The organism is Paraburkholderia sp. D1E, assembly GCF_052682275.1.
The window spans coordinates 4,294,310-4,317,883 of sequence record NZ_JBQYMB010000001.1 but is presented as its reverse complement, the minus strand read 5'-3'; the positions used below and the strand labels follow the sequence as shown (position 1 = coordinate 4,317,883).

At 61.4% G+C, this 23,574-nt stretch carries 18 protein-coding genes; 10 read left to right on the top strand and 8 right to left on the bottom strand.

The window, feature by feature from the left end:
* Positions 1-182: 182 nt before the first annotated feature.
* Together ACUN0E_RS19330 and ACUN0E_RS19325 are read right to left on the bottom strand one after the other, a co-directional pair.
* A protein-coding gene (locus ACUN0E_RS19330) for an IS3 family transposase (protein ID WP_445565976.1) occupies positions 183-1,732 on the bottom strand; the annotation gives its coding sequence in 2 pieces (ribosomal slippage) (positions 183-1,258 and positions 1,258-1,732; 1,551 coding nt in all).
* Positions 1,733-2,661: 929 nt separating this feature from the next.
* A complete protein-coding gene (locus tag ACUN0E_RS19325) occupies positions 2,662-2,913 on the bottom strand; it encodes a hypothetical protein (protein WP_063499960.1) in 252 nt (83 codons plus the stop codon).
* 293 nt (positions 2,914-3,206) lie between these two features.
* On the opposite strand from ACUN0E_RS19325, the gene ACUN0E_RS19320 reads away from it, so the two are divergent.
* Positions 3,207-3,731, top strand: coding sequence for a DUF6496 domain-containing protein (locus ACUN0E_RS19320; protein WP_445567634.1), 525 nt, complete (start codon positions 3,207-3,209; stop codon positions 3,729-3,731).
* Positions 3,732-3,815: 84 nt separating this feature from the next.
* Here the strand turns inward: ACUN0E_RS19320 and ACUN0E_RS19315 are convergent, their stop codons facing one another.
* Positions 3,816-5,144, bottom strand: a complete 1,329-nt coding sequence (locus tag ACUN0E_RS19315; protein WP_408228393.1) for an aspartate aminotransferase family protein — start codon at positions 5,142-5,144, stop codon at positions 3,816-3,818.
* A gap of 157 nt (positions 5,145-5,301) precedes the next feature.
* On the opposite strand from ACUN0E_RS19315, the gene ACUN0E_RS19310 reads away from it, so the two are divergent.
* Positions 5,302-6,717 (top strand): aminotransferase-like domain-containing protein, encoded by a 1,416-nt coding sequence (locus ACUN0E_RS19310; protein WP_445567633.1) that lies wholly within the window; start codon positions 5,302-5,304, stop codon positions 6,715-6,717.
* A gap of 15 nt (positions 6,718-6,732) precedes the next feature.
* Here the strand turns inward: ACUN0E_RS19310 and ACUN0E_RS19305 are convergent, their stop codons facing one another.
* Positions 6,733-7,356, bottom strand: coding sequence for a LysE family translocator (locus tag ACUN0E_RS19305; RefSeq protein WP_408228387.1), 624 nt, complete (start codon positions 7,354-7,356; stop codon positions 6,733-6,735).
* Positions 7,357-7,765: 409 nt separating this feature from the next.
* Here ACUN0E_RS19305 and ACUN0E_RS19300 point away from each other — a divergent pair, with 409 nt between their 5' ends.
* Positions 7,766-10,321, top strand: a complete 2,556-nt coding sequence (locus tag ACUN0E_RS19300; protein ID WP_445567632.1) for a beta-mannosidase — start codon at positions 7,766-7,768, stop codon at positions 10,319-10,321.
* A gap of 193 nt (positions 10,322-10,514) precedes the next feature.
* On the opposite strand, the gene ACUN0E_RS19295 is transcribed toward ACUN0E_RS19300, so the two are convergent.
* Entirely contained in the window at positions 10,515-11,213 is a 699-nt protein-coding gene (locus tag ACUN0E_RS19295) for a TetR/AcrR family transcriptional regulator (protein WP_445567631.1), read from the bottom strand.
* 210 nt (positions 11,214-11,423) lie between these two features.
* On the opposite strand from ACUN0E_RS19295, the gene ACUN0E_RS19290 reads away from it, so the two are divergent.
* Genes ACUN0E_RS19290 through ACUN0E_RS19280 form a run of 3 tightly spaced genes read left to right on the top strand, consistent with a single transcriptional unit; the run spans position 11,424 to position 14,979 of the window.
* Positions 11,424-12,809, top strand: a complete 1,386-nt coding sequence (locus ACUN0E_RS19290) for a carbohydrate porin (RefSeq protein ID WP_445567630.1) — start codon at positions 11,424-11,426, stop codon at positions 12,807-12,809.
* A gap of 32 nt (positions 12,810-12,841) precedes the next feature.
* On the top strand, positions 12,842-14,167 hold the full coding sequence (locus ACUN0E_RS19285; protein WP_445567629.1) for a glycoside hydrolase family 1 protein: 1,326 nt from the start codon (positions 12,842-12,844) through the stop codon (positions 14,165-14,167).
* Positions 14,167-14,979 carry a GDSL-type esterase/lipase family protein gene (locus ACUN0E_RS19280; protein ID WP_445567628.1) on the top strand — a complete coding sequence of 271 codons (813 nt, stop codon included), beginning with the start codon at positions 14,167-14,169 and terminating at the stop codon, positions 14,977-14,979. The genes ACUN0E_RS19285 and ACUN0E_RS19280 overlap by 1 nt, the downstream gene beginning before the upstream one ends.
* 109 nt (positions 14,980-15,088) lie before the next feature.
* Here the strand turns inward: ACUN0E_RS19280 and ACUN0E_RS19275 are convergent, their stop codons facing one another.
* The 3 genes from ACUN0E_RS19275 to ACUN0E_RS19265 are packed head-to-tail and all read right to left on the bottom strand — an operon-like array spanning position 15,089 to position 18,568.
* Positions 15,089-16,054: an alpha/beta fold hydrolase gene (locus ACUN0E_RS19275; protein ID WP_445567627.1), complete on the bottom strand. Its 966-nt coding sequence runs from the start codon at positions 16,052-16,054 to the stop codon at positions 15,089-15,091.
* 25 nt (positions 16,055-16,079) lie between these two features.
* Entirely contained in the window at positions 16,080-17,660 is a 1,581-nt protein-coding gene (locus ACUN0E_RS19270) for a flavin-containing monooxygenase (protein WP_445567626.1), read from the bottom strand.
* Positions 17,657-18,568 carry an SDR family NAD(P)-dependent oxidoreductase gene (locus ACUN0E_RS19265; protein ID WP_408228363.1) on the bottom strand — a complete coding sequence of 304 codons (912 nt, stop codon included), beginning with the start codon at positions 18,566-18,568 and terminating at the stop codon, positions 17,657-17,659. Before ACUN0E_RS19265 ends, ACUN0E_RS19270 begins: the two co-directional genes overlap by 4 nt.
* A 244-nt stretch (positions 18,569-18,812) precedes the next feature.
* Between ACUN0E_RS19265 and ACUN0E_RS19260 the strand changes: the two genes are divergently transcribed.
* The 4 genes from ACUN0E_RS19260 to ACUN0E_RS19245 all read left to right on the top strand — a co-directional run bounded on the left by ACUN0E_RS19260 (position 18,813) and on the right by ACUN0E_RS19245 (position 23,479).
* A complete protein-coding gene (locus tag ACUN0E_RS19260) occupies positions 18,813-19,841 on the top strand; it encodes an AraC family transcriptional regulator (protein WP_445567625.1) in 1,029 nt (342 codons plus the stop codon).
* Positions 19,842-20,157: 316 nt separating this feature from the next.
* Complete coding sequence (locus tag ACUN0E_RS19255) at positions 20,158-21,642, top strand: MFS transporter (RefSeq protein ID WP_445567624.1); 1,485 nt, start codon at positions 20,158-20,160, stop codon at positions 21,640-21,642.
* A 42-nt stretch (positions 21,643-21,684) separates the two neighbouring features.
* Positions 21,685-22,698, top strand: coding sequence for an alpha/beta hydrolase fold domain-containing protein (locus ACUN0E_RS19250; RefSeq protein ID WP_408387941.1), 1,014 nt, complete (start codon positions 21,685-21,687; stop codon positions 22,696-22,698).
* A gap of 121 nt (positions 22,699-22,819) precedes the next feature.
* On the top strand, positions 22,820-23,479 hold the full coding sequence (locus tag ACUN0E_RS19245) for a hypothetical protein (RefSeq protein WP_445567623.1): 660 nt from the start codon (positions 22,820-22,822) through the stop codon (positions 23,477-23,479).
* The last annotated feature ends 95 nt before the right edge of the window (positions 23,480-23,574 follow it).

Genomic DNA, 23,574 nt, shown 5'->3' with positions numbered 1-23,574 from the left:
ATTTGCTTGCTTGCCTGCGCGGCGCTTGTTCGTTTTTTGTAGGCCTGCGGATTGCTTTTTCTTGATCTGGGTTTTTGGCCTTTCCTTGAATTGTTATTGGTCTATTAGTGTTGCCCCTGTGCGGGGCGGGCACTTACTTCTCTTTGCCGCGGTGTGTGTCAAGGTAGTTGTCGCATGAACCGTTACGCTGCGTGCTTATACATTTTGGCCGACGCGTGAGTTCGCTCCGGGTTCAGATAGACCGAGTCTGCCAGGTGCCAGTTGCGGATGGCACCTGACCAGCGTGCGGGGTTCTGCCTGCGCGCGTCTTCGTACAGCGCACACCGGCGGGCCAGCAGATCGTTGGCTTCGCCGCGATGCCGTTGCCCCGGACTGACATACTTCAGGCCGCTGTGACAGTGCTCTTCGTTGTACCACTGGACGAAGCGCTGCACCCATGCGCGGGCCGCCTCCAGCGTGTCGAACGGCTGCTCAGGCCATAACGGGCAGTACTTGGCCGTACGGAACAGTGACTCGGCAAAGGCGTTGTCGTTGCTCACACGCGGCCGGCTGAACGAAGGCTGCACGCCCAGATCGATCATGGCCGCGCGCATCGTGGCGCCTTTCATTGCACTGCCGTTATCCGAGTGCAGCACCAGCGGACGCCCGGCGATACCTTCACGCAAACATCCCTTGTTCAGCAACTCGCTCGCGTGCTCAGCCGACTCCTGCTCCCACACCTCGTTCATCACCAGTTTGCGGCTGTAGATGTCCTTCATCATGTACCAGTAAAAGTACCGGCCCCTGACCGTGCCCGGCATCCACGTGATATCCCAGCACCACACCTGGTTCGGACCATCGGCACAATGCGTCGTAAGCGTGCGTCGTTGCGGCGCCCGGGCCCGACCTCGGCGCTGGCCCTGTCCTGCTGCTTTCAGTATCCGGTAGAACGTCGATTCGCAAGCCAGATAAATCCCTTCATCCGCCAGCTTCGGCACGATCTGGTGCGGCGTCAGACTCGCGTAGCCCGGACGGTTGGCCGCATCGAGCACGGCCTGACGTTCTGCCTCACTCAGCCTGTTGGGCGGCGCTGCACGCTTCACCTGAGCGCGCCCGTCCTGCGGCGACAGGCGCCAGCGCTGGACGCTGCGCACGCTGAGTCCCAACTGCTCGCATGCACGCGCACGGCGTGCCCCCTGCTGTACGGCTTCATCGATCAGCTGCATGGCTTCTTCACGATCCGGGCGGCTGATCAGTCGTCCTCTTCCTTGCCCCAGATCGCTTCGGCTTTTTTTCGCAGGTTCAGCAATGCCGCCGCCTCCGCACGGGCCGCGTCAGCGCGTTTGAGCTGGCGCTCCAGTTCACGGATGCGCTTTTGCGCAGCCTTCGCCTCGTTGCGCCGGGCCGCCGTGGGCTTCGTTTCAGGCACCGCGTTGGCCTGCTCGCACGCCTCGCGCCACTGCCGGATCTGCTCCGGATAAATGCCTTTACTGCGGCAGTATTGTGAGGTCTCGATCTCGTTGAGCGACGCCGTCTCCAGCACCGCCCTGAACTTCCCGGCGCTTGACCACTGATCGCCCGTTTTGCCATTGCCCGGCATGAATTTCCCTGTATCTCTTGCATGCTGCCGCCAGGTCCGCAGCGTCACCGTGGTGATGCCCGTCGCCCCCGCCAGCTCGATGACCGCACGATTGAACGGCGGCATCATCTGCTGGATTACCCACTCCCGGGTTTCCGCTGAATAGCGTTTCATCTTCCATTCGCTGCCCGCCCCCCATCTTTACATCAATCGGTTCGGGTGAGGCGACAACTAGCCTGACATGGAGGGGCCGCCGCAAAGAGAAGTAAGCAAGAGAAAGCGGCTCACCCCGCTAATTCTTAAGCGGGTCCCCCGCGCAGCCACGGTAGTGGTGCATCTGGAATCCGCGCCCTCGCACATTCGGCGCCAGTGACAAGGGCATCATACTTCCGGCGGCGCTGCGCGCGCCGACGCGGTACCTCACCAAACCGGGTGCTTGTTGCCGATACTCGGGGTTATTTCATCGAACCGTGCGATGTTGCCGGCATCCGGCAAACCGTCAGCTATCGTCGCGCTCACGGCTACTTCATTGAACCACCAGGTGCCTCCGTTGAACCACCAGGTGCTTCCGGGAGTTAGGGGCACTGGTGGTCGCTAACCGCTTGATGCGCCCAGCGGCACTTCCAGATCCATCCGGTATTGTCAGCGCATCGCCGAGGCAAAGCCGATGGCTTTCGGCCAGGCAAAACGAATCAGGTGGTTCCGGGCGAACCCTTCCGGCGAGCGCGCAGTGCGAGGCGGGAAGCATGACTGCCTTGTCACCAAGGCAAAATGTGCGGGAACACAGATTCCAGATGCACCGCTACCGTGGCTGCGCGGGGGACCCGCTGAAGAATTAGCGGGGTGAGCCGCTTTCTCTTGCTTACTTCTCTTTGCGGCCGGCAAAGAGAAGTAAGTGCCCGCCCCGCACAGGGGCGACGCTAATAGACCAATAAGAATTCAAGGAAAGGCCAAAGAAGCCAGAGCAAGGAAAGGCCAAAGAAGCCAGAGCAAGAAAAGGCCAACGCCACAGGCAAACACACGAACAAGCGCCGCGCAGGCAACCAAATCAAAGAAAGGCCGCAGACAAACCAGCAAACAAAGCGCCGAGCAGGCAAAAACCCCTACTCCTCCGCATCATGCTCAATAACAAACCGCCTCAAATAAGCAAGCACAGCGGCCTCAACCGCCCGATGATCGGCTGTACTCTTTGACCCGGCATTCTCCTCATCGCCAAACAACGTGGACGGCGCATTATGCACATCCACTTCCTGGCCTTCCCGAAACACACGAATCTCGTGAACGTCTTCAGCGTACTCGGCAATCCAGTGCACGCCTTCAATATGCGCACCTGCGCGAACGGTAGGTATCTTCATGGACGTCTCCCGTCAGGTCGAACCACGGTGCCAACCCTAGCTGTCACCATACGCCGTCCAGATGCGAGGCGCGAGTCTTGTCAGGTAATTTCCTGAAGTTTCGCGGCGCCGCGTCGAGCTTCCCTGAAGTTTCACCACACCACCGGCAGTACCCTTCGCAAACACCCACGCCGCACCCAAAGCGCCAACATCCCCTTCAGACGGCCTTTCCAGCCGCATTCGCGCGCACCGCGCATAACCCCGGCACACGCGTTGCTGCACCCACAAAGCCAACAGCTAACTGGAGGACTGTCATGCCCGAACAGAAAACCATCAAGCGTGCCCAAGCCGACAAACGTGCCGGCAAGTCATCGAGCACCCAGGCCGGGGAATTCGTCAAGGAACAGGTCGATAAGGTGCGCGCCGGCAAGCATGGCGTGAGGTCGGCCCGGCAGGCGATTGCAATCGGCCTGTCGGAAGCACGACGCGCAGGCATCGCCGTGAAGTCGCCGAAGAAGGGCGCAACGAGCGAGGCAACCCGGAAGAAAGCGGACAAGGACAACGCCGCAGGCCAGCACAAGAGCACAGCGAAGAAACGTGCGAGCAGCGAGTCGACGGCTAAGCGCTCACGTGCCGCAACCAGCGCATTGAAGCGTGAAAGCAGCGCCGGTGCGTCGCACAAGGCTTTGTCGAAGCAGACCAGGTCGGCAGCGGCCAAACGTCCGGCGGCTAGCCGTTCCGCAGCCGCCAGGAAGGCCGCCGCGACGAAAGGTGCAGCAGGCCGCTCGGCTGCAGCGAAGAAGGCTGCGCACACCAAGGCTTCGCGCGCGCATCACTAACGCTAGCGTTCGAGAGGGAGTGACGCAGACAATCGTCGAGATGCGACGCGCGCGACTCATGCGCGCCGCATCTCGCCCGCAGGCTTATTGCACCGTCGCGAGAACGTCGCCCACCGTCTTGAAGAGGTGCGCGATCTGCTCTTCGTCGATGATGAGCGGCGGCGAGAACGCGAGGATGTCGCCGGTAAAGCGCACCAGCACGCCTGCCTCGAAGCACTTCACGAACGCCTCGTAAGCACGCGCGCCCGGCGCGCCGTCGCGCGATTCGAGTTCGACGCCAGCAATCATGCCGAGGTTGCGAACGTCCTTCACATGCTTCGCGTTGCGCAGCGAGTGAGCGGCGGCTTCGAACTTCGGCGCCATCGTTGCCGCGCGCTCGAACAGGCCTTCGCGGCGATACAGGTCGAGCGTTGCGACCGCGGCAGCCGCCGCGGCCGGGTGGGCCGAATACGTGTAACCGTGGAACAGTTCGATCGCGCCCTGTGCGCCACCGTTGACGATCGTGTCGTGGATCGTACGGCTCGCAGCCACCGCGCCCATCGGGATCGCGGCGTTGTTGATCGCCTTGGCCATCGTGATGAGGTCCGGCGTCACGCCGAAATATTCGCTCGCTGTCGCCTTGCCGACGCGGCCGAAAGCGGTAATCACTTCGTCGAAAATCAGCAGGATGCCGTGCTTCGTGCAAATCTCGCGCAGCTTTTGCAGATAGCCTTGCGGCGGAATCAGCACGCCCGTCGAACCGGCCACCGGTTCGACGATGACCGCGGCGATCGTCGAGGCATCGTGCAGCGTGACGATGCGCTCGAGTTCGTCGGCAAGATGCGCGCCCCAGGCGGGCTGGCCTTTCGAAAACGCGTTGTGTTCGAGGTTATGCGTGTGCGGCAGGTGATCGACCGCCGGCAGCAGTGCACCGGAGAACGTCTTGCGGTTCGGCGCGATACCGCCGACCGAAATGCCGCCGAAACCCACGCCGTGATAGCCGCGCTCGCGGCCGATCAGGCGCGTGCGCTGGCCTTCGCCGCGCGAACGGTGGTACGCCAGCGCGATTTTCAGGGCGGTATCGACCGATTCCGAACCTGAGTTCGTGAAGAAGATGCGGTCGAGGCCGTCCGGCATCAGTTCGGCGACTTTCGTGGCCGCTTCGAATGCCAACGGGTGGCCCATCTGGAAGGTCGGCGCGAAATCGAGCGTCGAGAGTTGCTGGGTGATCGCGGCGACGATTTCGTCGCGGCCGTGGCCGGCGTTCACGCACCAGAGGCCCGCGCAGCCGTCGAGCACTTCGCGTCCGTCCGTCGTGCGGTAGTACATACCCTTGGCCGATTCCAGCAGGCGCGGCGCGGCCTTGAACTGGCGGTTGGCGGTGAAGGGCATCCAGAAAGACGACAGGTCGTCGATGACGGGGCGCGAAGTCATGGTTTTTTCCTCGAGGTGGTCCCCCAAGGGACTTCCTTCGGGGCATAGCCAAAACTGTAGCGTTCGCGGTTTAATGGCGGCATAAACAGTTGACGCAGTGTGGCGCTAACTGTGTTGGTGGAATTGCGATAACTGTGCCGACTCCTCATTCCCGATCATGATCGAATTACAACTTGAGCGCGACCGGCGCGCCGCTCCCACGCTCGTCGAACAGGTCGTGCAAGGCTTCGAGCGCGCCATCGAGGCGCAGTCGCTGCGCGCCGGCGCGCTGCTGCCGTCGGTGCGGGCGCTCGCGCAAAGCCACGAACTGAGCACCTTCACGGTCACGGAAGCGTACAACCGTCTCGTTTCGATGGGTCTCGTGGTGGCGCGGCGCGGTTCCGGCTATCGCGTGGCGGCGCGCGCGCAGTCCACGCGGGTCGCGCCGACCGACTGGCAACCGCCAAGCCTGACCGCGACCTGGCTGCTGTCCGACGTCTTCGCCGACCATTCGGTGCCGATCAAGGCGGGCGGCGGCTGGTTGCCGAACGAGTGGATCAACGAGACCGGTTTGCAGCATGCGCTGCGCGCAATGAGCCGGGTGCCGGCGGCGCGTCTCGGCGACTACGGGCATCCGTACGGCTTTGCGCCACTGCGCGAGCGAATCGCCGAGCAACTCGACCGGCGCGGTTTGCCGGTGGACGTCTCCAACGTGCTGCTCACGCAGGGCGCGACGCAAGGGCTGGATCTGATCGTCCGGACGCTGTTGCGCGCGGGCGACGCCGTGATCGTCGAAGATCCCGGTTATTGCAATCTGCTGCAGATTCTCAAGCTGGCGGGGCTGGTGGTGCATGGGGTGCCGCGCACGCCGGCCGGTGTCGACACCGACGTGCTCGAAGTGCTGGTCGCGCAGCACAAGCCGAAGGCGATTTTCGTCAACACCACGCTGCAGAATCCGACTGGCGCGACCTTCGGTATGTCGGCGGCGTTCCGTCTGTTGCAGATCGCCGAGCGTCAGCGCATGTGGGTGATCGAAGACGATGTCAGCCGGGAACTGGCGCCGCCCGGCGCGCCTTTGTTCGCCGCAATGGAAGGCTTGCAGCGCGTGCTCTACGTTGGCGGTTTTTCGAAGACGGTGACGCCGGGGCTGCGCTGCGGCTATGTGGTCGCCGAGCGGGCTGTGTTGCGCGAACTGGCGCGCACGAAGATGGCGGTGGGATTGACCTCGTCGGAAGCGATCGAGCGGATCGTCGACAAGGTGTTGCTCGAAGGGCGCTATGCGCGCCACGTGGAAGCCGTAAACGAGCGGCTCAAGCTCGCGCATGCGACCGTCGAAGAGCGGCTCGACTCGCTAGGCCTCGAACTGTTTCACCGGCCGCGAGCCGGCCTGTTCCTGTGGGCGCGCCTGCCGATTGAAGCCGGGCGCGCCGGTGAAGTGGCGACGGCGGCGCTCACGCATGGCATCTGGCTCGCGCCTGGCTCCTATTTCCGTCCCGACGACGCGCCGAGTGCCTGGTTCCGTTTCAACGCGCCGTACTCGACCGACGATGCGTTGTGGCGTTTCATCGAGCGAGTCGGGCAGGGTGCGATCTAGCTACCGCGCTCAATCTTAAGCGGCCTGGCCGAGCAGCTTCAGCGCGATCGGATACAGCGAGAGCACCAGCAGCAGCGCCATCGCTACATTGAAAATACGCAGCCGCTTCGGGTCCGACAGCACGCGCCGCATCGCGGTGCCGAAACCGGCCCAGAGGCAGATGCATGGAAAACCGATCACGTAGAAGATCGCCGCCATCGCGATAGCGTTCATGCTGGTGCTCTCGCTGAGGTGGATCGTCGTGGCGGCGGTCAGCACCATCATCCACGCTTTCGGATTGATCCACTGGAACGCAATGGCTTCATGAAATTTCATGGGCCGGCGATCGCCTTTCCTGACCTTCAATTCACCCGACGTGCCGATTTTCCACGCGAGATACAGCAGATACGCGACGCTCGCAACTTCGAGCACCGTGTACAGCACGGGAAAGTGCACAAAGGCTTCGCCCAGACCGATCCCGACCGACAGCATCAACAGCACGACCCCGGCGCTGATGCCGGAAAGATGCGGCAGCGTGCGGCGAAAGCCGAAGTTGACGCCGGAGGCCAGCAACATGGTGTTGTTCGGACCGGGCGTGATGGTGGTGACGAGCGCGAACAGGATGCCCGCGGGCAGCGCGCTGAGGCTCAGATAAGACATGGGTGGCTCCGGTGTCAGTCGATAGGACCTTTGGAGCATTCTAGCGAACCATGCCGGTACAGTACCTGTACGGTTTTGAGGATGGTGTCCGGTACGGACGTGCAGGTGGGGGGCGAGAGCGGTCTAGGGGACAATAAAACTGCGGTGGTTCGACCCGCTAACGCAAAAAAATAAACAGTCTTGTCTGTTTGTTGAATTTCGGCTACTGTTCTCGAACTTGCTCGATGCGAGTCGGAAGAAAAACATCAGGAGACGGTTACGCTGGTGGTACACCACCCGATCGCCCCTGTATCGGGGACGATATCGCGGAAAGAACTATTCGTCATACGAAGCATGACGCCGCGCGTGCCGCCTGTCAGCCTATCAGCCTGTTGGTCTGAAATCCATGAATGGACCAGGAGCACAAACAGTGGCAGAGAGTGACGTCAACAACGCCGGGCAGACCTTGCCTGGCGAGTGGGAAATCAAGGATTACGCACCCAACGAGGTTTCGGCAGCAGAGCTGCTCACAGGCGGCGATGGCTGGATCTCTGCCTCTGCGCCGGGCGATACTTATCTGGCCTTATACGAAGCAGGTCGGATTTCTCATCCGTTCGCTGAGCAAAACGAATCCGCCTGCGCCTGGGTGAAGGACCGGGAATGGTGGTGGCGTAGCCGGTTTCCCGCCATGAAGCCCGGGCCCAATGAGCGCGTGATGTTGACGTTCGAGGGACTGGACACGTACGCGTCGATCTGGCTTAACGGCGGTCTTCTGGGCAAGACGGACAACATGTTCGCGGCTTTCAGCTTTGACGCCGGTCCGCTGCTGCGTGACGACGAACCCAATCTGCTGCTCATCTGTTTCACACCTCCGGCGCTGCGGGTGGCCGACAAGTCGATGGCAACCTGGGACATCATTGCCGATCCGATCAAAGAATCGAAACGCAATTTCCATCGCAAAGCGCAATTCGGCTGGGGCTGGGATTGGGGTCCGCAACTGCCCAGCGTGGGGATCTGGCGGCCAGTTCGTCTGGAGCGCCAGCGAATCGCGGCTATTCGGGATGTTCGCTTTACCACGCTTGTAATCGAACCCGCAGCCGTGATCGATGTCGCGGTAACGATCGATGCTTTCGCAGCGGAGGGCGATTCTCGCGGGCCTTTGCGGGCCGTGATCCAGTTGCTGGACCCGGCCGGTGTGCAGGTTGCCGGCACGACCCTGACGTTTGACGGCGCGAGTCGATCCACGGCGTGTCAGTTGACTGTCGATACACCGAGCCTATGGTGGACTCCCGAGCTTGGTCTGCCTTCCCTGTACACCTTGCGCGTGGAACTGGCGCACGGCGAGCAGACGCTCGATCAACGGACGCTGAAGGTCGGAATTCGCAGCATCGAACTGGACACGTCGGCTGATCTGGACGAACCGGGTTGTGATTTCTTCCGTTTTCTTCTGAACGGTGTGCCGATCTTTGCGCGAGGTGTGAACTGGATCCCGGCGAGTTCCTTTGTCGGCGCAACGACTGCCTCGGATCATGAGACCTTGCTCAAGGAAGCGGCCACTGTGAACGTCAATATGGTCCGCGTGTGGGGCGGCGGCCTTTATGAAACCGACGCGTTCTACGACGCCTGCGACCGCTTGGGCCTGCTTGTCTGGCAAGACTTCATGTTCGCCTGCGCGCCGTATCCGGAGGACGAACCTGCTTTTGTCGAGAGTGTGCAACGGGAAGTCGATTACCAGATCACGCGGTTGCGAAATCATCCCTCGCTGGCGCTATGGTGCGGTAACAACGAGGGGCAGGCGGTTCACCAGTTCATGAGCCGAATGACCGGCGTGAACACACCCTATCCGGGCGATCTGTTTTTCCAGAGGATGATTCCGCAGGCGCTGAAAGCCCTCGATCCGGCCACGCCTTATTGGCCGGGCAGCCCTTATGGCGGTCCCAGTCACAACAGCATGCGCGCCGGCGACGTGCACAACTGGACGGTTTGGCATGGATTGCCGCCGGTTCCCGACGCGGAGCCGGTCGGCACTTTCGACCATTCGCCGGAAGCGGTCGCGTACACGCGCTATGCGGAAGACAAGGCGCGCTTCGTCAGCGAATTTGGCATCCAGGCCGCACCCGCCGAAAGCACGCTGGCGCGATGGATCGCACCGGACCAGATGACACTCGGCAGCGAAGGGTTTCTGAACCGGATCAAGGATCATCCGCAGGACAAGGTCAATGCGATGCTGATTCCGGTCACCGGTTTGCCGGCGACGCTCCGCCAATACGTGACGTTCACGCAGCTCGTACAGGCCGAGGGACTCAAGTTCGGCATCGAACACTACCGGCGCCGTAAACCACACTGCTCCGGCACGCTGATCTGGCAATACAACGACTGCTGGCCGGGCATTAGCTGGAGCCTGATTGATTACGATCGGGTTCGCAAGGCGAGCTGGTACTACGTCGCGCGCGCCTATGCACCGGTGCTGGGGTCGTTCAAGACGCTCGACGACGGCACCGTCGAACTATGGGTCACCAACGACACGCGCGCGGACGTCGAATTCGACGCGACGCTCACCATGATGACGTTCGATGGCGCAACGCTCTGGCAGGAAACCATGGCGGGCACCGTGCCGGCGACCGGGAGCCGGGCGGTCTGGCGCAGTTCACTGGATCGTCCCGGCGCGGCGCCGGACCGCGTGCTGACGGTGCGCTCGTCGAAGTTCGCGGACAACCGGCTGTTCTTCGCGCCAATCAAAACGTTGCCGTTCGCCGCAATGGAACCACGGATGGACGTGCAAGCCGGCGACGACGGCGCGCTTTCCGTGACGCTGACCGGTATCGGTTATCACCACTTTGTGCATCTGCTGGCGGCCGACGCGCATGCGACGTTCAGCGACAACTACTTCGATCTGCAGCCGGGCGAAACGCGCACGGTTCGTGTCGCAGCAGGCGGCGTGATGCTGACGCCAGCCAGCGTTTCGCTCGGCTCATTCCATCGCTGAGGTGAGTGCGGCGAGCGCGGTTGCGCGCATCGCCGCATCGCCGCATCGCCGGCTGCGGTCGGATGAACGCCGTCGCGGGTGAATTCGCTGCGCAGCGTTCCGCCTTCAGGACTCGTTACGCGTGCGAGCAGCGCCTCATCCATCGGGCCCGCGTGTCAATGCCGTGTATGGCCATTGGCTTTCCGGGACCGTTTCATTTGCGCTTCTTCTTCGGCGCGGCTTCGATTTCCGGATAAAGCAGGCGCAGCATTTCACTGAGCACAGCGACTGCGTTCTCGTCCTCGGCGCGGTCGCGCCGGAACAGCGCTTCGAGCGACAGCCCGCGTATCGCCGCGACGAATACGCGGTGAATCGCCTCGCCGTTCGGATGATCGCGCAAACCCGCCGCTTCGAGGCGCTCGACGATCCAGGGGTGCGACATCCGATCGATGCCAGTCTGTATTTCACGCAGTTTGTCGGCGAGTTCCGGGTCCGAGCGTGATGCCAGCATGATCTCCATCACAGCGGTACCGGACGGCTGGCTCATCACGTCCCACATCGTCGACGGCAGTTCACGCATCCACTGTAGCGGCGGCATCTCCTTCACTGTGCGCTCGTAATGCGCGACGTCCTGCTGATACACAGCCTCTACGACGGCCAGCATCAGGTCGGTGCGGGTCGGGTACTGGTGGGTCATTGCACCGCGGCTCACCTGGGCTTCTTCCGCGACCATCGTCACGGACGTCGCACTGTAGCCGAAGCGATGCAGACAGGAGATCGCGGCCGCAATCAGCTTGGCCTGGGTTTCCGCGCTGCGTTGTGCCTGCGGGCGCCGACCGGGCGGGGCCGCCGGCGTGGATGCGGCGTCGTGTTTCGACGTCTGAGGAGGCTTCTCTTTCGTTCGCTGTGTCATGGGTGGCTTAACGGGGAATGTACCCTGACGATAGACTAAAACAAACAAACCAGTCTATTGGTTTTTGAACTGCCTCCGTTTTCGAGAGGCGGAGGGTCGGTGAATACCCGCAAAATTCACAAACAGTCTTGCCTGTTTGTTATTTGCAGATTACCTTGATGCCACTTGCTGCACGCAAGCCGCCAGAAAAACATCAGGAGACAGGGATTCATGACGACTACCGCTTCAAGGAGGCCGGCGCGTTCCGTCGGTACGGGTATCCATACCGCAGCACGACGCAGAAGACTGCTTTACGCAGTGGGCCTCGGCATCGCAATGACATTGTCCGCGCGTGCCGCGCAGGCCGACGACAGCATCGCCGAAGCCGCGAAGACCAGTAACTGCCTCGCCTACGACCAGAACCGCGCGCGGGGTCTCGAGACGCCGCTGTCGACCACTTGCGACAGCGTGTCGCCGGGCATGGGTGGGCTACGCGAAAAGATGTACGAAAACGGCTGGGTGCTCCAGGGCGGCATCTCGAGCAGTCTGACCTACGACGTGCTGCATCCCAGCAACAGCGTGCCGCAGTCGTACACAGGGCAGCGGCCGACTTATGGTCAATCTGCGCTGGCCGTGCTGACCTACGACCTTTCTCGGGTCGGTTTCAGCAAGGACTCACAGTTCATCGTCGCGGGCATGTGGAATGAAACCAGTTATCTCGGTGCAGGCGTGCGCAGTGCATTTGTTAGCGAACTCTCGATCGAGCAGGAGTTTTTCAACCACCAGGTCCGCATCAACTACGGCTTCCAGACACCGACCAACGAGTTCTATGGCTTCACGCTGGGCACGACTGTCGCGTCGTCGGCACTCGGCCCGGCGAGCAGCATGTTCTACGAACTGGGCGTTCCGTCGATCAAACCGGCACCCACCTTTGACATTCGCGTCTACGCGTCGGACATGCGGCTCTATAACCACTTCGCTGTGACGCGCAGCATGAGCCCGCAGGGCTTCCAGGCCGACTCGCAGGACAACTCGTCGGGCTTGAGCTTCAGCGTGCCGGGTGCCCGCGCACTCTTCATGGACGAAGTGGGCTACCGCATCCTGTCAGCCCCTAACCAGCGCGCGTTCTGGGTGCGTGCGGGCGCGCTGTACAACACGAGCGACTACATGGATTACGGCGTAGGCCGCCCGACCTACGGCAACAAGGGCTTCTATTTCGCACTGACACGGCAGTTCACGCAGCCCGACGCGTTCTACAGTTATCGCGGCATCTACGCCGACCTCAAGGTGGACTACGCGGACGCGAGCAAGAACCCGTTCAGCCGCGACGTCGCTGCGACGATCTACAGCCTCGGACCGTTCGCATCGCGTCCCTACGACATGGTGAGCGCCGGCTTCACGCACCAGTGGATCAGTCAGAGAACGCGGCAGTTCTCGCTGCTCGCCACCGGCGTACCGATGATCGCGGGCAGCAACACGTATTCGGTGTCGTACGCAATGCACGTGATGCGCGGCGTCTACTGGACCAACAGTATTGCCTATACGACGCAACCGGTGCTCGCACCGTCGCACGCCGCCGCCCTGCTGTTGACCACCGGCGCGACCGTCGTGTTCTAGCCATCAGCCGGCTGCGCCGCACGGCGTCCCGAATGGACGCGCTCATGCCGGCGCGCGCCGATAACCCTGCGCCGCCGCATGCCAACGGGCGGCGCGATCTCACACTGGAGAAAGCGATTTTGACCAACGACCGTACACCGCGCGCGGTACCCAAAGACTTTCTATGGGGCGTGGCCATCTCAGGGCATCAGAGCGAAGGAAACAACGTCGCTTCCGACGTATGGCTCGCCGAACACGTTACACCGACGGTGTTCGCCGAGCCCTCACGTGACGCGTGCGACAGCTATCACCGCTTTGGCGACGACGTCGCGATCGCCGCGGATCTCGGTTTGAACTGCTACCGCTTCGGCATCGAGTGGGCGCGCATCGAACCGGAACCGGGCCAGTTTTCAAGCGCCGCACTCGACCGCTATGCGCGACTGATCGATCGCTGCCTGGAACGCGGCCTCGCGCCAATGCTCACGTACAGCCACTTCACCGTACCGCGCTGGTTCGCGGCGCGTGGCGGCTTCGAGGTCGCCGACGGCGCGGACCTGTTCGCCCGTTTTGCGGAAACTGCAACGCGGCGCCTTGGCGAGCATCTCATTGCCGCGACGACGTTCAACGAAGCGAATATCCAGCGGCTCATCAAACTGCTGCTGAGCAAGCCTGAAGCACAACCGGCCATTGATGCGATGCTAGCCGCGTGTGCACAGCGCTGTGGCTCGCCGCGTTTTTCGTCGCTGCTGTTCGCAGACGCCGAGAAAACGGAAGCGGTGTTGATCGATGCGCACCGAAAAGCGCTGCAGGCGATCAAGGCCGGTCCCGGCAATTTTCCTGTCGGCCTGAATTTGACGATGCAGGAAGTGCAGGGCGTCGGTGACGGCAATCTGGCCGAATACATGACCGATAGTCTCTACGGTCCCTGGCTCGACGAAGCGGCGATGACCGACTTTATCGGCGTTCAAACCTATACGCGCGTACGCGTGGATGCGCGCGGCCAGGCGGCGCTTGCGCCGGATACGGAGATGACGGCGGCAGGTTACGAGTTCTATCCACAGGCGCTGGGCGCCACGATCCGGTTGGCCGCGAGCCGGACCGGCCGGCCGGTCTACGTGACCGAAAGCGGTATTGCGACGGATGACGATACGCGCCGCATAGCTTATATCGACGCGGCTCTGGCGGAAGTGCGGAAATGCCTCGACGATGGCATCGACGTACGCAGCTATATTCACTGGTCCCTGCTGGACAACTTCGAATGGACATCGGGCTATGATCAGCGCTTCGGTCTGGTCGGAGTCGATTTCGAAACCTTCCAGCGCACGCCTAAACCGAGCGCGTTTCATTTGGGCGCCATTGCGCGCCGGGGAGAACTCTAATGAGCGATGCATCACCTGTTGTCGGCATGGTCGACCAACTCGACTCGCATGGAAGCGGTCCGACCGAGGACGAAATACGGTTCGTGCATGCCTATGTGGCGCCGGGCCCGCTGGACCCGGAATTGCTGGCCCGCGCACACGATCCGGCAGTGCTCGCGGCACGAGACGTCCGTGTAGAAGCACTGCGAGCGCGGGATTGGCCCAATCTTGGTCAGTACCGTGACGCGAACCGCGTGCTGGCGGGGATCTCGCCCAAGGCAGTGTTCATTGGGGACTCGCTGACTGAGTTCTGGCTCGCGGGCGATCCGGAAATGTTCCGCTATGGGCTTCTTAGCGGCGGTGTCGTCAACCGCGGCATCAGCGGACAGACCAGTCCGCAGATTCTGCTGCGCTTTATGGCCGACGTCATTCAACTCAAACCCGCTGTCGTTCACCTGCTGTGCGGCGGCAACGATCTCGCCGGCAATACCGGGCCGACGACATTCGCCGACTACCAGAACAACATTGTTGCCATGGTTACGCTGGCGCGTGCGTTTAACGTGAAAGTGATTCTCGGCAGTGTCACACCGGCCGGCTTCTTCGCCTGGCGCCCAGGAATCGATCCGCGTGCCCGCATTACCGAGATCAACGCATGGTTCAAGGGACTAGCCGACGAGCATGGACTGATTTTCGCGGACTATCACACTGCGCTCGCGGCACCGGACGGTAGCCTGCGCGCCGAATTGACGCGTGACGGTGTTCATCCCACGGCAGCGGGATACGAAGTTATGCGTCCGATCGCCATCGCTGCGTTGGCCGCCGCGATGGAATGAGGCCGGATCGTAAGTGTAGCGATCGCGTTGTTTCGACCGTGCGTTGAAAACAGAAGGGCGGCGGTGCAAGTGCGTCACTGAGGGCCGACACACCGCCGACTGACAATGGCTACAGAGCGATTTTCGAAGACGTTCTGGTAAGCGATTCGGCTGCAATGGCCTGGAGCCATTCCATGGTTACAACAGGCGCTGTTACCGGCAGCATATGGCCACCGTCCACCAATCGCAGCGTGGTGTGATCCAGCTTTCGCTTGAGGGCCTCACCGTGATGCCGCCAATCCAGGATTCTGTCTTCCCGGCCATAGAGCACATCTACGGGCAGGCGAAGGGTGGCGTAGCGGCTTTCCATTGCCGGGAGTTCGTCCGGGATCGCCATCATGTCGGATGACGCCGCATAGAAAGTACGGGGTCTCAAGCCGAGCAAGCCACCGCCTTTCGTCGGGAAATCCTTCGGAACATCATCGGGACCGAATACGATGTCCAGGATGGCGCGACTGCCCTTGATTGCGAACGGTGTAGCCAGCGTAACCGACACGATGCGTCGGAGCAGCGAAGATCGGATCATCAAGCCGCGAAAGGCCGCGACCGGATCAGCCATGTGAGTGAGCGGCGCAATCAATGCCAGCCGGCTGACGCTTTGCTGATGATTCAGGCCGACCGCAAGCGCAATGGCGCCACCGAGCGAATGCCCGACCAGCAGCGGCTTGTTCAATCCCATGGCGTCGATGAACATTGCCACGGTTCGCGCTTGCGCGGAGATGCTGGCCGACGAACGCGCGCCTCGCGTTGAATGTCCCGAACCCGGCCGGTCGATCAGGATTACCCGATGAGACTGCGCGAGTTCCTTCATATGCAGATACGCAAAGTTGCGCAGCTGTCCGCTCAACCCGTGAACGAAGACAATGGGCGGCCCATTGCCGAATTCGACATAGTGAATCCGGTCGCCACCAATATTGATGAAACGGCCCTGCGCGGGTAGCGCCTGTTCGACGCGGCGCGCAACGTACAGCGAAAAAGCGACGAGCCCCGCGATCACAATGACGATGCTGCACGCGGGGATGATGGACAGGGTCATGAATGTCACGTACTCACCTTTGTCTTTATGTGTTCTCTTGCGTTTCGCGCGCAAGCCTGGCTGTGGGGCGCCGCTCGAATTGCATGGCGCCGTCGTGGAGGGTTCCGAACCTGAGCGATGCAAGATCGAGCAGGTAGTTCTGATGATACTTCCATGGTTTGTGCAGCCCCTGTTTAGGCAGGATACCCGACGCTCTCTGGATGTAGCCCGACGTCAGGTCGACGGCAGGCAGCGAGCCCGTCTCATCGCCCCCCAATCGCGGGACACAAACGTCGTAACCGTTCGCCTGCATATGATTGATGAGCCGGCAGACGTACTGCGCGATCAGCTCGGCTTTCAGGGTCCACGAAGCATTGGTATATCCGAACGACGATGCGAGATTCGGTACATCGCTATACATCATGCCTTTGTACGACACGGTATCGGCGAGGGATACCGGGCGCCCGTCAATAGAAATCACCGAACCACCCAGCATCTTGAGCTTCAATCCGGTGGCGGTAATCACCAGATCCGCGTCGAGATGCTCGCCGCTTCGCAGCCGCACACCGGTCTCGGTGAAACTTTCGATTTCATCGGTGGCGATCGATGCCTTGCCGGCCCGCACTGCCTTGAACAGATCGCCATTTGGTACGAGGCATAGGCGTTGGTCCCAGGGGTTATAGCGGGGCGTCATGTGTTTGTCGACGTCGAACTGCGGGCCCAGCTGCTTGCCTGCCGCCCTGATGAGCAGCTGTTTGGTTTCTTCCGGTTTGCGCCGCGAGCGGTTGTACAGGTACATCGTCAGCAGTACATTTTTGCTGCGGATAAGCCGATGCGCAAGCGTTGACGGTAACCACTTGCGCATGACGTTTGCGATCTTGTCACGCGCAGGCAGCGAAAAAATGTAGGTGGGTGAGCGCTGCAGCATGGTCACGTGTTTCGCCGTGTCCGCCATCGCGGGGACCAGCGTGACCGCCGTGGCGCCGCTGCCGATCACGATAACGCGCTTATCCGCGTAGCTCAGATCGGCCGGCCAATGCTGCGGATGGACGACGCGGCCTTTGAACTTCTCCATATCGGGCCACCGGGGTGCGTGACCTTCGTCGTAGTCGTAATAACCGCTGCACATGTAAAGGAACTTGCAGGTATAGCGTGTTTCAATGTCGACATTGCCGTTGGTTCGCTGCACGCGTACCGTCCAGCGCGCAGTCAATGAATCCCAGTTAGCGCCAGTCACCTTGTGGCCGAACCGGATGGTCTTGTCGATCCCGGATGTCTGTGCCGTGTCCTTGATGTAGTCGAGAATCGTCTGGCCGTCGGCTATTGATTTGTCGCTATGCCACGGGCGAAAACTGTAGCCGAGCGTGAACATGTCCGAGTCGGAGCGCACGCCAGGATAGCGGAACAGGTCCCACGTGCCGCCCATCGTGGTTCGGCTCTCAAGTATCGCGAAGCGGGCCGCAGGGCAGCGCTCCCGTAAATGATGCGCGGCGGCCACACCGGACAATCCGGCTCCGACAATCAGGACGTCATAGTCGAGGTCGGCGCCCGCAATGTGTTTGCTATCGGACGAAGAGGTGGGGGAAGGCGCGGACGAAAGGCCGCTTGCCTGGGTAGCCGGCGTCATGCAATGTCCTTGCTGGTGGAAGAGGCGGCCTGGGCCGGCCGGGGTGCCGCATGTGCGAATTTCGCGCGGCGGCCCTGCAGTTTGCGATGAAAGCGCAGCACGTAAATCTGGTAGGCCGAACCCAGAAGCCGCGCGATGCGATCGGCGCGCCGTGCGTCGCTACCTATCAGCACGCGCCGGGCATTGCGTTCGACACCGGCAAGAATCTGGCGCGCTGCATCGTCCGGCTGCGTTGCATTGATCAGGCGGTTGGCCTGACGGCGATGGGCGTCCGCGTCCAGCCCGGTCAGTAACTGGATGCTGTCGTCGACCCGCGATGCGGTTGCGATGTTGGTCGCAACCCCACCGGGATGAACACATGTCGCGCTCACGGACACACCTTCCAGCTCCAGTTCCATGCGCAGCGCCTCGGTATAACCGCGGACCGCAAATTTGCTGGCATTGTAGGTACCTTGGGTCGGCATCGCGATAATGCCGAACAGACTCGACGTGTTGATCACGTGGCCATCTCCCGACGCGCGCAGATACGGCAGGAAGGCCTGCGTGCCATGCACGACGCCCCAGAAATTGATGCCCATAATCCACTCGAAGTCTTCGATTCTGGCCGTCTCCGCAGCGGCCGCGAGCGATACGCCGGCGTTGTTGAAGATCAGGTTGATGCGACCATGATCTTCCGACACTTGCCTGGCCCACGAGAAAACGGCCGCGCGATCGGCAACGTCGAGTTGTTGCACCGTGACCCGCACGCCGTACACGACGCATTCGTTCATTGTCTGAACCAGCCCGATCTCGTTGATGTCGCTCAAGGCGAGGTGGCAGCCGCGTCGAGCGAGCTCGATCGCGAGCGTGCGGCCCATGCCCGACCCGGCACCTGTGATCGCGGCGACTTTTCCTTCAAAACTTTTCATGAGCACACCCCTTGCAAACCGCCTTTTCAATGACGAAAATCCAGCACGTTCCGCTTGGGCGTAAAACGCTAACCCCGGAAATTCCGTCGCCGGATTCGCGCGGCGCGTAGCGCCTCTCAGGCCGCATTGAATATCAGCCCCCGTTGGACGACATAGTGCGGTTGTATCGGGAATACGCCAATGGCGTAACGGGACAGGTTTTTTAGTATTCAGGCCAGATTGTGTCCTTTAGGGGTATCTCCTGATGAGTTTTTGGGACTTCAAGCGCGGTCCTACACGTACCCGATTATTGGTGGACTACGCGCGCGCGAAGGGCTTTTCCTCAGCCGAGGTGCTTAAAGGCAGCCGGCTGGAGCTCACGCAACTCGACGACCCGAATGCCGAACTATCGGCCGCTCAGGAGCTTCGCGTGATCGGCAACCTGTTGAAGCTGACCGGTGCGCCGGATCAACTCGGCATCGACCTGGGGCTTCGTTACCACTTCTCGGCTTACGGCGTGTGGGGCTTTGGTCTGATCAGCAGCGCCACCATGCGAGATGCATTAACGCTCGCGCTTCGCTTCATTCCACTTACGTTTGCGTTCACGTTGATCTCGTATCACGAGGAGGGCAATCTTGGCGTGCTGACATTCGGTGAACCGGACCTGGGAGCTGATCTCACGCGATTTCTGGTGGAAGGCGACATGGCGGGCGCAGCGGTCCTGCTTGCCGAAGTCGCCGGTCCGGACTTCAAACTCGAGCGGCTTACTTTCAGGGCCGAGCCGAACCGCAAGAATCCCCGTCGTGGCGCGATACGCAAAGTATTCGGCGCGACGCCGTATTACGGGGCGAAGATGAACAGCCTGTCGTTCGACCTCGCATATCTGGACCGGCGGCTGCCGCATGCCAATGCCATCACGGCGGCCATGTGCGAACAGATGTGCGCGGAGCTCATTGAACGCCGGCAGGCGCAATCCGGGACATCGGCGATCGTCCGCCAGTACCTGAGCGTGCCTGGCAGTTCGCTGCCGGATCTGGCCGCAATGGCGAGGATCATCAATCTGAGCGAACGCACCCTGAAACGCCGGCTTAAAGAGGAGGGGACTACGTTCAGAACGCTCCTGATGGAATCGCGTCGGGCGATGGCGGAGGAGTTGCTGAAAGACCGCCGGTTGAGCATGGCGGATATTGCTGTACGTCTGGGCTTTAGCGATTCTTCGACATTTTCTCAGGCCTTCAAGCGTTGGCATGGTGTGGCGCCGAATGTCTACCGGAAGACTACTCGCGCCGCCTAAGCGCTGAGCCTGAAGTATGAAGGCGCGCCGCCGCTGGAAATTGCGTGGTGCGCCGCTCGGTAATTGCCCTGGTTCACCGCATCTAATAACAAAACAGACTATCCTGTTTCCAAATAAGCGACTATTATCGGCCGGACTTTGCGCGTAACCGCATTCATGCGGTTCGCTTCGCGAGGACGAAAAGTGCGTTCCGCAACCCACGTCGCGCAGCCGTTCGCACCGCTGCGATCGAGCAGATCCAAGGCCCGGCATGAATGATTAGCCGCGCTTTTCCGCTGCTCCAACAGCACAATGCCCCCATTGATCGGTACCCCTTATGAGCGCAGCTGTGACAACGCTAGAGACCACCCCGGATCATCTGATCGATGCAACGGCGTTGCGGCAGACGCCGCTACCGCTGTCATCCAAGATCGCTTATAGCGCGGGCTCGTTTGTCGACGCAGTGACGAACAATGTGCTGACCGTTTTCGGACTGTTCTACGTAACGGCGGTGTGCGGTGTGTCCGGTGGATCTGCCGGCGTGGCGCTGTCGGCAGGACTTGTTGTCGATGCGGTGCTGGACCCGTTGATCGGTTCAATATCCGATGGCTGGCGCTCGCGGCTCGGACGAAGGCTGCCGTTCATGCTGCTGGGTCTGCCGCTTTCCATGATTGCCTTCGTGATGATCTTCTCGCTGCCCAAGGGTGCGTCGGCAACGACGTTATTTGTCACCTTGCTGCTGCTCTCCATCGTGCTGCGTGTGTCGGTCTCGCTCTTCAACCTGCCATTCCTTGCGCTGGGTGCCGAGCTGACCGACGACTACGCGGAGCGATCCCGAGTCGCGGCATGGCGGTGGGGGCTTGGCATGATCGCCGGGTTGGCCACGGTTCTCATCGGCTTCGGCATCTTCTTCAGGGGCCCTGACGGCTTGTCGCAGAAGGCAGCCTATCCTCCCTTCGCGATGACCTGCGCGGCGGTCGCCATTGCCGGTGCGCTCGCTGCAATATGGGGAACGTTCGTCCTGCGCGATCGTGCGCATCCGATTGCCGTGGATCGCCCAGGCTGGCTGCGCGCGCTGCTGGCCGGACTCGCCGAAATTTTTCGCAACCGGTCTTTTCGCATTCTGTTCGGATCGTCGGTGCTGTTTTTTGTTGCGCAAGGCGTGGCACTCTCGCTTGGGTTGCATGCCAACACCTATTTCTGGCGGCTGTCCGGCGACAGCATCAAGATAGTGATGCTAGCCTATTTTTGCGGCTTGCTGACGGGGGCGCCGTTGATCGGCATGTTCTCGCATCGATTCGACAAAAAACGCATGTTGCTGGTCAGCCTGGGTGTCCTGATCGTGACTCAGGCACTCCCTGCGAGCTTGCGCCTTGCCGGCATGCTGCCTTTCCAAGGCATGACCCTGGCAACGATGCTTGCCGCGAACGCGGCGATCGGCGGCTTCGGCCTGACTGCTGCGGCCATCGCCGTCTCGTCGATGCTGGCGGACGCGGCCGACGAGCACGAATATATTTTCGGCTCCCGGCGCGAAGGCCTGTATTTCGCCGGGTGGGCTTTCGCAGGAAAAGTTGCCACGGGTGGCGGCGCGCTGATTGCCGGGTTGGTCCTGCAGTTCAGCGGATTTCCCAGCGGCGCGGCGGCAAAGGCGGGCGCGCAGGTTGCACTCCGTCCCGAAACTGTCACCCTCCTTGGCTTGTGTTACGGGCCTGGGGCGGCCCTCTTTTCGATTGCGGGCGTACTGATCCTGCTTTTGTATCGTCTCGATCGCCCAACGCATGCGAGGATTCTCGAGAAGCTGATACAGCAGCGCACGGGCTGAAATTAAGTTAATTAGTATGATTGAATAAATGGCGAAATAGACATGTCTGAGATCGAGCAGGGAAGCGACACAACACCATTGCAATTTGTTCTTCCGTCCACCGTTTCTGCGCAGTGGAAGGACGCGTTTGGCCGCATGGTCGAGGAGGTCATGAAGACGGGGGGACTTCAACCCCAGCCACACACCGACAATCCGGACGAATGGGACGCGGCCAATGTGCTCTCCAACCGCCTTGCCGAGGCACTAGCCGCGCCGGTTTTGACTCGACTGGGAACGCAAAGGGTCGAACGAGAACTGGGCGGCGTGCCCGTGGTGGAATACATCCCGAAGAAGCCGCAGCGTAACGGCGCACGGATTATCTACACGCACGGCGGCGGCTACACGGGCGGCTCTGCACGGGCCAATGCTGTTGCCGCTGCGGTGATGGCGGACCTGCTGGAAGAGCCTGTGTTGTCGATCGATTACACGTTGGCGCCCCGTGGCCGCTACGACACGGTAACCGACGAAGTGGTAGCCGTGTTCGACGCCTTGGCGAACGGCGGGATGCCCACTGACCGGACTGTGCTGTTCGGCGACTCGGCGGGCGGCGGTCTTGCCGTGGCCTCGATACTCAAGCTTAGAGACCAGGGCAAGCCGATGCCGGCGGCGACCGCGTTGTGGTCGCCGTTTGTCGACCTGCGTTGTGAAGGAGACACCATTCGGACTCTGCGTCACGCCGACTTTTTCGATCCGGAGAAACTGGCCTTCAACATGAACATGTATGCGGGTCCTGACCACCTGACGCATCCTTATGCGTCGCCGATCTACGGCGATTTCAGCAAGGGATTCCCTCCTGCGCTGGTTCAGGCTGGAACCCGCGAGATATTGCTAAGCGATTCCGTGCGTTTGTACCAGGCGCTCGACGTTGCCGGATGTACGGTGAAACTGGATATCTATGAGGGCATGCCGCACGTGCATCAGTCATGGCCTACCGGCACCGAGACGCCGGAAGCCATGCTCGCCTGCCGGAAGACCGCGCAGTTCCTGCGACACTGGTTACAGCGGTCAACGGCTTAGCCGGCACAGTGATGTGTTGGTGATTGTCGTGACAGCCGTCCTGGCATTGCTATCGCTCCACGATTTTGACATCAAATAAACGGTATATACTGTTTATACCGTTATCAACGTGGAGGTAAGCATGACGTCGCCTGTTACTCAAGAGCACGCCAAGAAAGCGTCTCATTTCCCGAAGGCCAGCAAGCACGCGCCGGATGGCGCGGAGCCGGTAGTCGCGCCAGAACACTCGGCGCAAGCGGCGGCGCCTGTCGCCAGAAAGGCGGCCAAGCCGAAGCGTTCGGCAACCGTGGAAGCGGCGCCTGTTGTCAAGAAGGCCGTCAAAGCGAAACGTCCGGCAACTGCGGAAGCCGCGCCTGCTGTGAAGAAGGAAGCCAAGCCGAAGCGTTCGGCAGTTGCGGAAACGGCACCGGCTGCGAAGAAAGCGGTCAAAGCGAAGCGTGCGGTAGCTGCGGAAGCGGCACCGGCACCGGCCGTTGAGAAGGCAGCCAAAGCGAAGGGTTCGACAGCAGCGGAAGCCGCGCCGGTCAGCGCGCCCGAAGCAAAAAAAGCCAAGCAGCCGAAGAAAGAGAAAGTTGTGCGCGACAGCTTCACGATGCCGAAATCGGATTACGACCGGATTGCGGCTCTCAAGCAGAAGTGCCTCGACGCCGGTGTGCCGGTCAAGAAGAGTGAACTGTTGCGAGCCGGGTTAATGATGCTGGAATCAGCAGCGCCGCAGCGCCTGCTTGCCGCGGTGTCGTCGCTCGAGACGGTGAAGACGGGGCGTCCCGCGAAGGGCTAAACCCGGCTTCGTGATTCGATGCAAGGCTTAGCTTGAGGCGGCGTGCCCGCCCGGGCGGTGTCGGACTGCAGCGCATCCGGCTGCAATTTCTCGAG

Coding starts and splice junctions, on each gene's coding strand:
- ACUN0E_RS19260 (WP_445567625.1), top strand. CDS start 18,813: ATGAGTTTTTGGGACTTCAAGCGCGGTCCTACACGTACCCGATTATTG.
- ACUN0E_RS19315 (WP_408228393.1), bottom strand. CDS start 5,144: ATGACTTCGCGCCCCGTCATCGACGACCTGTCGTCTTTCTGGATGCCC.
- ACUN0E_RS19325 (WP_063499960.1), bottom strand. CDS start 2,913: ATGAAGATACCTACCGTTCGCGCAGGTGCGCATATTGAAGGCGTGCAC.
- ACUN0E_RS19270 (WP_445567626.1), bottom strand. CDS start 17,660: ATGACGCCGGCTACCCAGGCAAGCGGCCTTTCGTCCGCGCCTTCCCCC.
- ACUN0E_RS19320 (WP_445567634.1), top strand. CDS start 3,207: ATGCCCGAACAGAAAACCATCAAGCGTGCCCAAGCCGACAAACGTGCC.
- ACUN0E_RS19290 (WP_445567630.1), top strand. CDS start 11,424: ATGACGACTACCGCTTCAAGGAGGCCGGCGCGTTCCGTCGGTACGGGT.
- ACUN0E_RS19310 (WP_445567633.1), top strand. CDS start 5,302: ATGATCGAATTACAACTTGAGCGCGACCGGCGCGCCGCTCCCACGCTC.
- ACUN0E_RS19280 (WP_445567628.1), top strand. CDS start 14,167: ATGAGCGATGCATCACCTGTTGTCGGCATGGTCGACCAACTCGACTCG.
- ACUN0E_RS19295 (WP_445567631.1), bottom strand. CDS start 11,213: ATGACACAGCGAACGAAAGAGAAGCCTCCTCAGACGTCGAAACACGAC.
- ACUN0E_RS19255 (WP_445567624.1), top strand. CDS start 20,158: ATGAGCGCAGCTGTGACAACGCTAGAGACCACCCCGGATCATCTGATC.
- ACUN0E_RS19265 (WP_408228363.1), bottom strand. CDS start 18,568: ATGAAAAGTTTTGAAGGAAAAGTCGCCGCGATCACAGGTGCCGGGTCG.
- ACUN0E_RS19250 (WP_408387941.1), top strand. CDS start 21,685: ATGTCTGAGATCGAGCAGGGAAGCGACACAACACCATTGCAATTTGTT.
- ACUN0E_RS19275 (WP_445567627.1), bottom strand. CDS start 16,054: ATGACCCTGTCCATCATCCCCGCGTGCAGCATCGTCATTGTGATCGCG.
- ACUN0E_RS19285 (WP_445567629.1), top strand. CDS start 12,842: ATGGACGCGCTCATGCCGGCGCGCGCCGATAACCCTGCGCCGCCGCAT.
- ACUN0E_RS19245 (WP_445567623.1), top strand. CDS start 22,820: ATGACGTCGCCTGTTACTCAAGAGCACGCCAAGAAAGCGTCTCATTTC.
- ACUN0E_RS19305 (WP_408228387.1), bottom strand. CDS start 7,356: ATGTCTTATCTGAGCCTCAGCGCGCTGCCCGCGGGCATCCTGTTCGCG.